Source organism: Paracoccus sp. S4493 (assembly GCF_000967735.1).
GTDB lineage: Bacteria > Pseudomonadota > Alphaproteobacteria > Rhodobacterales > Rhodobacteraceae > Paracoccus > Paracoccus marcusii.
Genome location: NZ_JXYF01000336.1, coordinates 1 through 12,285 on the forward strand (window position 1 = coordinate 1; position 12,285 = coordinate 12,285).

16 protein-coding genes and 1 pseudogene are annotated in these 12,285 nt (G+C 53.7%); all 17 read right to left on the bottom strand.

Annotated elements, in window-relative coordinates:
- Positions 1-346 precede the first annotated feature (346 nt).
- Positions 347-1,030 carry a uracil-DNA glycosylase gene (locus tag TW83_RS17550; RefSeq protein ID WP_045984078.1) on the bottom strand — a complete coding sequence of 228 codons (684 nt, stop codon included), beginning with the start codon at positions 1,028-1,030 and terminating at the stop codon, positions 347-349.
- Positions 1,024-1,614, bottom strand: a complete 591-nt coding sequence (locus TW83_RS17555) for a hypothetical protein (protein WP_045984079.1) — start codon at positions 1,612-1,614, stop codon at positions 1,024-1,026. The genes TW83_RS17550 and TW83_RS17555 overlap by 7 nt, the downstream gene beginning before the upstream one ends.
- Positions 1,615-1,620: 6 nt before the next feature.
- Complete coding sequence (locus TW83_RS17560) at positions 1,621-2,037, bottom strand: hypothetical protein (RefSeq protein ID WP_045984080.1); 417 nt, start codon at positions 2,035-2,037, stop codon at positions 1,621-1,623.
- A 4-nt stretch (positions 2,038-2,041) separates the two neighbouring features.
- On the bottom strand, positions 2,042-2,704 hold the full coding sequence (locus TW83_RS17565; RefSeq protein WP_045984081.1) for a dUTP pyrophosphatase: 663 nt from the start codon (positions 2,702-2,704) through the stop codon (positions 2,042-2,044).
- The gene (locus TW83_RS17570) at positions 2,704-3,189 is read right to left on the bottom strand and encodes a hypothetical protein (RefSeq protein WP_045984082.1); all 486 of its coding nucleotides are present in this window, start codon (positions 3,187-3,189) and stop codon (positions 2,704-2,706) included. Before TW83_RS17570 ends, TW83_RS17565 begins: the two co-directional genes overlap by 1 nt.
- A 20-nt stretch (positions 3,190-3,209) precedes the next feature.
- On the bottom strand, positions 3,210-3,482 hold the full coding sequence (locus TW83_RS17575; protein WP_045984083.1) for a cell division protein ZapA: 273 nt from the start codon (positions 3,480-3,482) through the stop codon (positions 3,210-3,212).
- Positions 3,483-3,555: 73 nt separating this feature from the next.
- A complete protein-coding gene (locus tag TW83_RS20190) occupies positions 3,556-4,335 on the bottom strand; it encodes a hypothetical protein (RefSeq protein WP_084697684.1) in 780 nt (259 codons plus the stop codon).
- Positions 4,286-4,993 (bottom strand): C1 family peptidase, encoded by a 708-nt coding sequence (locus TW83_RS17580; RefSeq protein ID WP_204245803.1) that lies wholly within the window; start codon positions 4,991-4,993, stop codon positions 4,286-4,288. Before TW83_RS17580 ends, TW83_RS20190 begins: the two co-directional genes overlap by 50 nt.
- Positions 4,993-6,024: an ImmA/IrrE family metallo-endopeptidase gene (locus tag TW83_RS17585; RefSeq protein ID WP_045984085.1), complete on the bottom strand. Its 1,032-nt coding sequence runs from the start codon at positions 6,022-6,024 to the stop codon at positions 4,993-4,995. The genes TW83_RS17580 and TW83_RS17585 overlap by 1 nt, the downstream gene beginning before the upstream one ends.
- Positions 6,017-6,388 (bottom strand): helix-turn-helix transcriptional regulator, encoded by a 372-nt coding sequence (locus tag TW83_RS20195; RefSeq protein WP_045984086.1) that lies wholly within the window; start codon positions 6,386-6,388, stop codon positions 6,017-6,019. The genes TW83_RS17585 and TW83_RS20195 overlap by 8 nt, the downstream gene beginning before the upstream one ends.
- A gap of 1 nt (position 6,389) precedes the next feature.
- On the bottom strand, positions 6,390-6,665 hold the full coding sequence (locus tag TW83_RS17595; protein WP_045984087.1) for a hypothetical protein: 276 nt from the start codon (positions 6,663-6,665) through the stop codon (positions 6,390-6,392).
- A gap of 52 nt (positions 6,666-6,717) precedes the next feature.
- Positions 6,718-7,200, bottom strand: a pseudogene (locus tag TW83_RS17600) (integrase core domain-containing protein); the annotation flags it as partial.
- Between the two features lie 145 nt (positions 7,201-7,345).
- Entirely contained in the window at positions 7,346-8,419 is a 1,074-nt protein-coding gene (locus TW83_RS17605) for a D-alanine--D-alanine ligase family protein (RefSeq protein ID WP_045984088.1), read from the bottom strand.
- A gap of 162 nt (positions 8,420-8,581) precedes the next feature.
- Positions 8,582-9,727, bottom strand: a complete 1,146-nt coding sequence (locus TW83_RS20200) for an ATP-grasp domain-containing protein (RefSeq protein ID WP_162198087.1) — start codon at positions 9,725-9,727, stop codon at positions 8,582-8,584.
- 54 nt (positions 9,728-9,781) lie between these two features.
- Complete coding sequence (locus tag TW83_RS20205) at positions 9,782-10,909, bottom strand: hypothetical protein (protein ID WP_084697686.1); 1,128 nt, start codon at positions 10,907-10,909, stop codon at positions 9,782-9,784.
- The gene (gene speB / locus TW83_RS20210; protein WP_084697687.1) at positions 10,899-11,876 is read right to left on the bottom strand and encodes an agmatinase; all 978 of its coding nucleotides are present in this window, start codon (positions 11,874-11,876) and stop codon (positions 10,899-10,901) included. Before speB ends, TW83_RS20205 begins: the two co-directional genes overlap by 11 nt.
- A 5-nt stretch (positions 11,877-11,881) precedes the next feature.
- A partial coding sequence (locus TW83_RS20915) for a hypothetical protein (protein WP_204245804.1) occupies positions 11,882-12,285 on the bottom strand: 404 nt, incomplete at its 5' end.

Below are 12,285 nucleotides of genomic sequence, written 5' to 3' on the forward strand. Positions count from 1 at the left end.
CCGCCCCTACGGCCCTTAATGGAGAGAGCGGGCCGGGGCCGGCTCAGCGCCCATCCGCACCGGCAGCGACATTTCTAAATGGCGGAACATGCGACATTTTAATTTGGTGACAACAGATTATACCTCAGTAGAAACTAGGTTTTCTGCACTCCAAACAACTTCCTTCGCGCCTTTGGTAGCAGCCCCTATTGCCATGCAGCCGCCCGACGCGAAGAGCCCGAGCCGCCCTTCGATCGCTCGGCAAAAAATGCAAGCGCAGCAGTAGCTGCGCGGTCAATAGCGGACGTTAAGGCTAGGAGGGTTATGCTGTGCTGCAGCGGTGCAAGGCCAAGTTGAGCAGATATGCCTATAAGAAGAGATCAGCTTGCGAAGGCTCCTCCATCGCAAATCCATAGTGCACATTGACCTGTTGGTGGAACTCTTTCTGCCCCCCATAACTCGGATGCCGGACGGGGTAGCATGTGACATCCGCCGCTTGAAGAGCATGGGTGGCGTCATTTCCGATCGTCACCACCCGACGCACCGGCAACAGTTCGAGAACGCGGGTTAGGAACCCCAGTCCAACGTCGCGCTCCTGGCGCGTATGCATTCGGTTGGACTGCGGTTTCCCATCTTCATGGGGGTGGAACGGAAAGACGTTCCAGAAGAAGACTTTTTGTGACACTCGCGCGCGGGCAAGGTGGATTTCGGTTGCCGTGCGCTCGCGCATGGTTGGGCCAGCCGTGGCCTTTCTTAATCCCGCTACTTCAATTGACCGCGCATAGTCGTGGAGGGAAGACTCATCGACGAGCGCGACACCCGTGCGGCGCCCACCACGCCATCCGAGGTCGCGGCCGATCCAGACGTCGACCTCCTTTGCATCCGCGCAGGCGGATAAAACAGCATGTAGATTATTGCGTCGTACGCCGAAGCTTTCGGCAACATCGACCGCGTCACAGTTCATCGTCCACGGATTGAAGACGCGTTCCGCCTCATAAGCCGTAAGATCGTCAATAAAGGCCTCGATTGAAGCTCTCGATCCAGTTACCATCGTCCAGGTTCGTCCACGTATCCGCGCTCAGGTAGCGTTGCTAACCACGCTTCTACCGCCATTCGTTCATCATACGCAAACCGGCATTTGTGGCCTCGCCCTTTCTTTACGACAAAGCCCAGCTCGGGTGGGATCATCGGCGCTGACTTGCCGTAGTAGGCGAATTTTGAGCCGATCAAGACCTTCTGCGTCGTCTCGGTATCTAGTTCGCGGTTCGCCACGCTTAAGCCGCCATCGTCCTCGCTATGAAACGAGTTGAGCTGTTGGAATGTCCCGTCGGAGCCAGTCCAATAGATGTTGTCGCCGTAACGGTACATCATAGATCCCCGCATGTTTGGCTTCTTGCGAGCGAAGCGGGGGTCGGCCCAATACTGGTCGAACGACATGATCTCGTCGATGCGCATCCAATAGACGAGGTGCCCAGCTAAAGCTATGTCGGCCGACCCCGTACCGACGATCAGATCACCGACCGCCGCGTGGGCACGGATCACTGGCTTGCAGTTGGCAAGCGTGCACACACGCCAGAAAGGGTTCGGTGCGAATCCATGATCGTGCTGGACGACATATGAGTAGAGGCGGCTCACAATCGATCAGCACTTGTTACGCTTCGTCACCGGGGTCGGGCTTGGCGCGCCATCCGGTTCCTCCCAAACGTCAGTCTCACCCTTGAGCGTTCCAGTAAGATCGGGCGAGTCGATAGCGACGGTAGTGCCGTACTTGCCGACCCCTTCGGGGGTGCCCATGCCCGCCCCCTCCTCTTCACGGAGCCAAATGCAAACGACCCGAATGCCGGCACCGGCGAAGGCCTGCATGCGCGCATCAACCGTCGCCTCGTCGCCGGGCGTGACTGGAAGGCCGACAACTCCAACATCGGCGTTCGGATCAAGCGAAGAGACGTTCACTAGGGCGCCTCTCACGGGGGTCAAACCCGCGCCCTGAACTGCATCCTCAATTGTTATTCGATCAGCAGCGTCGAGTTGGTCGTTCAAAATATAGGCATTGGCCATTGGTCTAAGACCCCCAGTTCCCAGAAATTGCGGTGTAAATAAGCCCAGCCACAATTCCAGTTAAAATAGTTACTAGGACCCCAAACAATGCAGATTGGAGGCCCAAGCGGCTATCAATTTTGTCCATCCGTGCGTTGAGTGCGCGAAGAGATAGTAACTCAGCCGGTGCCAAGCCCATTAGAGTGGTCTCGATCTCCTTAAAGCCTGCCTTCTTGCGAGCGAACGCTTCGGTCGCTCCATCCAAGCGCGCGAACCAGATTAGAAAGGCGGCCTGGTCGCATCGTACCGTGACTGTTGCAGGTCCAGCGTTGTAGACGGCGAATAGAAGCTTACCCTTATAGCCCGGGTCGACGTGGAACCCACTAACGTTTACGAGACCGCTGTTTTTCAGCCCACTCTTCATGTTAATGAAGCCAAGAAAATCGTGGGGCAGACTCACGAACTCACGGGTGGTCAGAAACGCGAACTGTCCCGGCGGGATCATCACAGGGGAACCTTGATTCATTCGATTGAATAAGCCCGGCTTCCTGCTGTCACGCAGCTCCGGACTTACGAATGCTTCATCGCCCACCCGCATTTCATAGGCTGCGCAGTCAACACGCTTAGGATCGAATGGCGTGATCCACTTCCCACCGTGCTTTGCAATTATGTTACCCGATAGAAACATTAGCCTTCCGGCGCATAAACCGGCCGACGGCTGAGTTGCCGGCGACGTTCTTTAACAAGCGCATCGAGATCGAGGCCATCCACCTCGGCGCGACGCACGATCCACTCTACGAGAGCTGCATTCGCATTTAGGGCGATCGTTCGAAACTCCTCCAAGTGGTCGATCTTTTCGCACGCATCCGCGAATCGACCCGCCTGGTCGGTGAACGCCAGATCCAAAAAAGCTTCCCTATCCGCCGTTCCGCTGCCAACGTCGGGCAGCTGTTGATTGAGCGCGTTGGCTGCGCTTAGAGCAACTAGGAAAGCGTCCGTCAGGGTTTCAGACCTACTCTTGGCTTCAGCCTCGCCACGCGCGAAGCGCCCTGCATACTTCGCGAAATGTAGCCCGTAGTGCTTCAGCCGATCTAATCGCGACAGCGACAAGATGTCAAAGTGGTTCTTCAGGTCATGTTCGTGCTGCGCCTGCTGGCGCGCTCGCATCGGCATATGCCTCTCCTTTGTTACGATTAGCTATCGTCTGCAACGGCATGGTGCCCGGGCTGTTCTAAAAGGTCATAATTGAGGATGATGGCCATAAGCATGGCCTGAATCGGGTCAATTGGTGCTGAGACTGCCTTTGTCACCTCGCCGGCATCAATTTCAAGACGTTTGACGAGCTGCCGTGTTCTCTCTTCCTCGCCTTCTATACAGCCGATCACGATATGCTCACCGAGAAAATCGACCTCAATCTGCCCCATATCTTCAAACGCAGCCAGTTTTTTTCTGTTCTGACTAGCCATATATTACTCCCTTGGTGTGTTTGCTAATTTTGCGACTAACCAGACAGTCAGTAGCAAGATGTAAAGCGTCTATTTACGTCATGCATCTTTCAAGGAGATCAGTAACATCCTTTCGAGGAAGCTCTGGGTCGAGGCAGGCATGAGTTGACTGAATCGTAAGTGTACCAACTTCGAACCCAGTCTCGAGCGTAATAAATTGAAGGAGACGGCCCAAGCCGATCAGGTTTCCCAGGGTGCGCTGGATGTAATAATGGTTGCGGTAGACGGCCATCATACTCAGCCGCAATGTATCGCCATCCCGCTCGGGTTTCAGTTCGATATGGCTTAAACATTGCCTATTCGGATTTGTCCGTAGATCCCGCCTCGGGTCAAAGAGAGCGATTGCCGTTGCGTTTCCAAAGAACCTTGTCTCTTTAGTTCTCATCGCCTGCAACATTCCAATGTTTTTTGCGAGTTGGTTCAGAGTCGTTGGGTCATTTGGTCCTCCCACAGGCCAAGCAACCATACGGTGAAAATAGCGACCCCACCCGTTCCGGCAGGGTGAGCCATCCTGACTTCGGCGCATTCGACGCTCATGAACAGGTAGGTAGCGCTCGGTAAGCGCTTCAATGCCGTCCCCGCGATCGAGATCGGCCGGAAAGATTGTGTTGGAGACCGTGCTGATACCGCACTTGTCATGATCGCGAAGGAACTCATCGACCCGACACACCACGGCCTCCTCCCCCGGCTTAAGGCCGATCGGGTCCTCGATATGGAGCATGAGGCCGTGCAATTCGCCTTCGACTTTAAGACGCCGGGCGGCATTAACCCACGCGGAGACGGGAGTGGGCGCGACTGTCATCGGATTGTACATCGTCGACGGCTCCTTGTTGAATGACGAAGGCGCCAACGAAGCGGCGGGAGAGATAGGTTTCAGGGAACCAAGCATGACCCGCCCAACCCCAACGGAGACCCCACGAGTTGCGGATCAAGAAATACCGAGTGCCTCGCAGCTCGCCGTAACCAGCAAGAACAACGCCGTGGGCGAGCGTACGGTCGAGCGGATCGGCATCGTCCCCCATGACCGCCTCACTGCCGACAAACCCGGCGGGGGTATAGAATGCCGGCGAGATGAACAGCACGATTGTGACCGGACGCCCCGCGTCCAGCTCCCCCCGCCAACGCTCCGCCTCGCCGTTTCGCCGGCCCGTATCGCAGCGCACGACAGTCGGAGCCCCTACCGGCGGCCGATACGGCGTAGGGTTAGTATTTGGGCAATAGGGCCAAAACCTTTCATCGGGCTGTCCCTCGGTTGGAATCACCACACAGGTCGCCTCGATGGTTGAGCCTTGATCGGGCCGCAGACCGTCATGCCGCGTCGCGTGGTAGTAGAGCCATTCGGGGCACAGCTCGCTCGAATGCCCGTGCGCCGCGCGATGCGCCGCGCTCGCCGCGAAGGCTAAGCAGGTCGGTCGGCGCCCTTGGTCGCGCACGGCCTCCATCCGCCCCCGAAGATCGGCAGTGATCATCATCATTGCGCATTACCCACCGGCTCACCACGGGGCCGGAACAGTCCAGAAGCATGCGTAAAGACCGGACAATAGTCGAACGACCACCGCTTGGGATCGTCTTCCGGCGCCCAAGGCCGACGCTCCCAGACCGTGTAGGTGCCGTGCGAGGGCGCGACATCCCCCGCGCGCGCGAGGACATGGCGCATAGTAGGTGCGCCGACCGTCCCCTCGGTGATCTTCTCACGACCGTCCTTCAGGATCGCGAATCCCGCCGCTTCCAACTCGTCGAAGCTCCAGAGGTATCCAGCGCCACTATCCTCGCGCAGCCTCACTACGAACAGATCGTCCCGGCCGGCCTCGATTACCGTACCTTCATCACGCTCTGTTAGGTGCCACACGTCGACGTCCCGCGTGGACGAAAGTGAATCGTCGGGAACAAGAGCACGTTTGAGGGTCGCGGGCTGTGCTTTCGCAAGCTGCGTCCGCACGCCCGTGGCAATTACCCTGTTGCGCACAAGCGCAAAGAGGGTTGCACGGTAGCTCGCGCCCATGCGCAGCGCCATCTGGTACACTGTGCCGGGGTCCTGAAGCTGCTGTGCCGTCCACCCCTGACGCCTCATAATCTCGGTAATGAGCCAGTCGGGGACGAGGAAGTAGGACGCAAACGCATCGGCTTCCTGTTCGGCCGGCGGCAGGCACATGTAGTCACGCATTTGATCGGGTGCGCGCCGCAGGATGGAGTCGTCGTCCGCATGCGGGTCGTGGTTCATTATGTGATGACCCAGCTCATGCGCGGCCGTAAAGCGTTGCTGACCGAGTGGGCGACGTGTTGTTAGAATAATGCCCGGGTTGCCATCGGGACGCATGTACGCCCCCATCAAGGGTTCGAGGGGGCAGAACCGGAGCGGTACGTTCTCTCGGTAAATCGCACCGAACACGTCCACACGATGGCCCCGCGCCTCACCCCGATCGAGGCCGAGATCGCGCTGAAGCTTTAACGCAGCGCGCATCCCCTTCAGAACCGCATCGCGTGATACGCCACCCCTAGACATTTTTTACGGCCTTAGAGCGCGACCGCAGGAATTCCGCAAAGTTGGCCAACTCGCCGCGGTCATTTTCCGATAGTTTACTTACTGTACGAGCGAGAAATGACACGTCTTCAGGGACCGGCGGTTCAACCTCCCCTGTGAACCAAGAGGTCGGACGTTCGTAGAGTGAGGCAAGGCTCTTAATCTCTAACGCCCCAACGCCGCGCTTGCCGGCTTCCATCTCCGAAATCGCAGAGCGGCGGACCTTCAAGTGGGCGGCTGCTTCGCCTTGCGTTATGCCAACGTACTCGCGCGCCTCCTTAAGACGCTTGCCAAGCCGCACTGCCTCGGGATCTAGACCAGCAAATCCGACTGGTGTTCGTGGCATGTCAGACTCTCTCCTCTACAGGTTTGTTGGCATTCCAAAGCTTGCGGCTAGTATCCATGACGACCGCCACGCAGTGATCCACGCTATCAAAACCGCCGCGCGGCATCACATCGTCGGGAAGCTTGATTGCAAGCTCCTCTTCCACCCGACACACCACGCGCACCATCGTCAGAGAGTCCACTTCCGGCTCCCAAGCGCCACGCGGTGTAGGGCGATCGCTAGCTGCTGCGGCGATCTCGTCGCGGATTGCATTTTCAAGTGTCTGAGCTGGGAACATTGAAAGCTCCTCGATCGGATATTCCGGAACTAATATAGCTTGTGTCCGAATATCAGACAAGGGGGTATGCAAGATATTGGCTTTGCATTTGAGATTGGTCGTCGGCGGGTGGTTTCATGGCAAGCGCGCCGGGCGTTGAGTCATCAGGGAGCGCAAGCGTTCGGAGCGCTTCGAGCGGCGTCAGGTTGCCGAGCGAGGAGTGCGGCCTGACAGCGTTGTAGTCGTAGCGCCAGATGGCGATCTTGCGGCGCGCGTCGTCCAGGGTGTCGAAGATATCCTCGGTCAGCAGCGCGTCGCGCAGGCTGCTGTTAAACGACTCGATGAAGGCCTTCTGCTGCGGCTTGCCGGGATCGATGTAATGCCAGGCAACGTCGTTCTGATGGGCCCACTTCAGGATGGCCCGGCTGGTGAACTCCGTCCCATTGCCACTGACTATGCAAGCCGGATTTTCAAATATCCTAACCGGCGCATCCAGTTCGCGGGCCACCCTCGCGCCGGTGATGCTGGTGTCGGCGACCAGACACAGGTTCTCCCGGTGGCGCAGCCAGCCCGTCGCCATGACCGAGCCGGAAAACTCCAGCAACCGGCGGTCCAAAGTTGGGGAGCAGCGCAAACCCATGCGAATAGAAAAATAGGTTTTCGTACAGGCTCTTGGATTGAAAATATTTCAAAAGACTAGCTTATATTAGACCAGCTCTAGCCAAACCATGCTGAATAAGGCGATCAACCACCTCGTCAAACGCGATGCCGCTTGCAGCCATGGCTTTGCTGTACATGCTAGAGATTGTAAAGCCCGGAATTGTGTTAACTTCATTCACAACTATATTCGTATCTCGAACTAAGAAGAAGTCGACTCTGGCCATGCCCTCGCAGCCAAGCGCGTAAAATGCATCCTTTGCGAAACTGCGTAAACGCTCTTCAACGGCATTCTCTAAAAGAGCAGGTGCAACTAACCTGGAACCAGATGTATTAATATATTTAGCATCAAAATCGTAGAAATCATGTCCGTCAGCCGGCAGAATTTCTCCTGGCCTAGAAACAAATAAGGTATTGTCTGTGTCTTGAAGCACGCTAACCTCGATCTCCCGGCCCTCAATAAATTCCTCTGCCAAAACCACTTTATCGTACTTGAACGCATCTGCTAGCGAGGCTGTATAATTATTCTCATCGCTAACCTTATTAACGCCAAAGGAAGAGCCCTGTCTAGCTGGCTTAATAAAAAACGGTAATCCTAACTGCGATGCAAGATCATGGAATGACGGAGTTCTGGAGATTTCAACCGCTACCGCGCGAGCCACAGGCAGCCCTGCCTCTCTAAAAAGGCTCTTGGCAACACGTTTATCTAACGCGGCCGCAGATCCAATAATACCGCAACCTACAAGCGGAACGCGCGCTACCTCCGCCAGCCCTTGAACAGATCCATCTTCACCATACATCCCATGAAGAACCGGAAATAGTATGTCAATTTTCAGAACTGAATTGATCTGGCCGTCTGGGTCGATCAATACGGCCTCTCCTTGACCTCCGGGAAAAAGGCAGACCTCAACGTTTGGGACATCCACATCGAGCTTGCCGTTTTCAAAGCGACCCATGAGCCACTTTCCCTCGCGCGATACAAATATAGGAACAACCTTATACTTATCCCGCGAAATAACACTTACAACACTGGTAGCAGACGCGATTGACACTTCGTGTTCAGCCGATCTTCCCCCAAAAAGTACACCTACACTAATAAGAGTATCTTTATATGCCATTGGTCCCCACTAAAAGAGCTAGTGATTATTGAAGCATCACTGTGCGCATTATCATATCACAACCTATCGACAAAAGGTTGTACAATTACTCCACTGGGAGTCTGCCGAAAAAAGGCTGGCAGATGCCAGCCTTTATCAAAGATCAGCTACGTATCCGTAAAATCAAACAGGCTCTGTCTTGATTTGAACCATTGAGGCTACTCTCTTTGCGATTTCAGCCGCGCGAGAGCCCGTTTCAGCAGTTACGATGAGATATCCAGGACGGTCAGGAGAATGACGAATAGGCCCAATGAAGTCGCCAACCTTTTTGTTCATTTCGACTCGTACGACGTCAGGATTAGACTTAGCGTCGTGAATGCCGATAATATCTGTGATGACACCTGGAGGGCAGTCAAAGTAGCAAATCGACGCACCAAGATGCCGCTGAGCTTCGACCGAAGGCACCGAACCTGTTGCCCAGAAGACGTACTCTGACAGTAGATCAATTCCGCGGGAGCGACTGCACAACTCCGTTATATTATCACCACCGAACCTGCAATGGGTCTCAATTATTACCGGTTCTCCCGCCGTGAGTTTTAATTCTGTGTGGGACGGGCCATTGGTTAACCCAAGCGCCCTCAAACATTCTTGTACATAGGCAACTGCCTTTGCGCCTTCATGTTCCGTGATGCGAGCCGGAAAAACGTGTTGTCCCTCCACAAATTCGTTGTCCAAATCAGCACAGCGTTTAATCTCTTCATTAATGCCAAGATAATGAAGTTCACCATCAACGCCCAAGAAATCGACAGATATCTCTATCCCATCTATCATCTCTTCAAGCAGAACCGGCCAGCAAGAAGGAGACAACTTTGCGAGATCCTCCGGCGTCCGAATGGCCTGGACGTTCTCAGAAGCAACTCCGTCGATAGGTTTAGCTATCACAGGATAGCCGGCTACTTCAATAAAACGATGGACATCATCATTATTGTACGCGCGGGTGTATTTTATGCTATGGCCAAGCTCAGAACGAAGCTTTTCTCTCATCATATATTTATCGCGGCTAACTACTACTTGATCTACAGCTGCAAAGCGAAGACCTAATCTTTCCGCTGATCTAGACGCTGGAAGCATCCCTGCTTCAGAAAGCGAAACTACTCCGACGATGTCTTGTTTCTCTGCCAAAGACGCTACGACGTGAAGATAAGAATCCTCGTTCTCGTAGTCTGTAATGTACACGGAGTATGACGTTTGATAGGTGAAATCAGGCGCATCAACTGGCGGTAAAAATTGCGCTACCCTAAATCCAAGACTGCGAACCTTATCGACCAAGTGAGGCGCGTTTCCAAACACTAGAACCGTCTTGAATGAATTGCTTGACATAGATTAGTCTCTTTCTGTTCCTGTGACGTCATACCTAGATGTATACAAAGTTTTTCTTCTAAGACGGCTATTATGAGCGGACAACGCAACTAAATCATGAACCGATAGTCCTACTTGATTAAGCATTATGGACAGGTGGCTTTCGTCTGTTAGGCCAGGCTGAGAGTTAGCTTCAAGCAAGAAAAGGCCGAGATCATTGGCAATGAAATCAAACCTAGCTTTGTTGGCAAAGGCGCTTTCGACGAATAATTTGTGGCTGACCCTCGCCATCAATTTGTGGATTGGATCGTCAAGAGAAAGCACCTCCGCTCGGTAACCGCCGTCTTCAAATTTCTCCTTTTGTCCAAGGAAACCGGACCGCGGAAGTAACTTTATACTCGGAAGCCCTACAACGTCCTCTCCGACTTGGATACAGCCGTGACTATATTCAGTACCTATAATTAGTTTCTGAAGAAGAACACAGTCAGTATATTGGAAAATCTCGTTCCAGATTGTAGCAGCGGCACTGTAGGTTAGGTTCTTGTGTCGTGAGCAAAAGACGGACGCGCCCAAGTCGTTTGGCTTAATGACTATTTCATCAGAAGTGTGTTCTCTAAGGAACTTCTCTACACAGCTGCGGGAGGTTCCTTTTGTGACACGGAGAGTGGGAACTTGCTGCAACTCGGGTATGGCGAGGGAGGCGGCAAACAGCGAGTATACGAACTTGTCCGCACTGATTGAAGCCGGTCGTACAGGACCAAAATTGGACTCAATATCGCAGACAGTGGCGGCGCCTTGAAAAGCGCCGTCCTCTCCTTCTGTTCCCTGTAGCAGTGAGTAGACAAATGTAGAGGTGGATTGGACCCTGCGGAGCAGCTCCGAAACAGACACACGCTCACCGCCATCCAATGCAAATTCATCAGCGGGAAATGTTTCCGCACACGACGCATCATGAAGCACAACTCCTCCGTCTAGAGGCAGGTATGCGACGAACGAGTTGGGGTGCCAGTTCCCCTTTTCAGAGACAGCCCAACGCCTGAACGCGTAATACATATGTAAAGAGCTATCATGTTCGACTGATCGGCCGCCAACAAGTATGCACAGCGGCATGTAGGAAAGCTTGCGTACGGCTGCAATTTCGTCACCCAGCATAACCGGACACTCCTTTTTGTCGTGATTCAGCCAGCAAGCAGCAGATTTCAAACAAGACGGTCGCGCCAAGTATTGATGTTATGCCTGAACTGTCCAATGGGGGGCACACTTCGACTAAATCAGCACCCTGGAAATTGAGGCCTCGCATACGTCTTAAGAGGTTCAATCCTTCATACGATGTTAGTCCACCAGCCTCGGGCGTACCGGTTCCTGGTGCAAACGCCGGGTCGAAGCAGTCAATATCGAATGTGAGGTACACCGGCGCATTTCCAACAACCTCACGGATCATTGCTGAGACACCTTCAACGCCTAGCTGATGAAACTGATCCATTCCAATTATAGTTATTCCCTGAGCGACTGCCCATTCAAGCTCTTCTGAAGAGTTCGAAGATCCACGTATGCCAACTTGGACAATTTTTTGGGGATCCAGAAGCCGTTCCTCGATAGCGCGACGGAACGGAGTTCCGTGCGAATATTTGGTTTGGGTGAAGTCGTAATCTCCCGTATCGGAATGGGCATCTAGGTGTATAAGGCCCAACGAAGGATCTCCCAACGCTCTTAAAAGAGGAAGGCTTACAAGGTGATCGCCGCCAACCGCTATTGGTAAGCAGTTCTCACGGATAATCTCTTCACAGAAGCTCTGTATCTCAATCAAGCTATGATGTTGATCTAGTGGATTTATAGGTACATCCCCGATGTCTCCGAAATTACATATTTCATAGGGTTCAACCCCAGTAGCCAAGTTATATGTGCGCTGCATACTGGAGGCAGTTCTGATCTCCCGCGGACCGTGGCGTGCTCCCGGACGGTTTGTTGTGCCGCCGTCGAATGGCACACCGAAAATACCGATATCCAATCCTTTGGCGGTTTCGGTATGTGGCAAGCGCATGAAGGTTGCGGGCGCAGAAAAACGAGGTAAACTATCTACGTCAATGGGCTTATTATTTTTTAGTATTGTCGACGACATTTTCTTTATCCTACGTTGGACAGAATATTCTTTTTAAATGAATGCCTTAAATTTTTTACTCGATGACGATAAGATGGTCCTTCGTTAGGCGATGCCAGGATATCATGTATCAGATGGCCTACATCAACAGCTTGCGTAGGTTGCATGCCCTGCCAAGTAACCTCCTGGGTACCAAACCTTATTCCTTCTTCCGATGTGAAGCCGTTGGTGCGAGGAAGATGATTGGCGTTACATAGAATTCCATTCGAGGCGAGCCGCTTGGTGATTTCGTCCGCGTTGAAGATGTTGTGGGATTCACACAAAACTTGATGTGTGTCGGTTATTTCGCCCTTTGACGTCTTGACGATATTAAACCCACAGTTCTCAAGAGTGGAGCCAAGCAACCTAGCTGTTCTATCCCGGATGATCA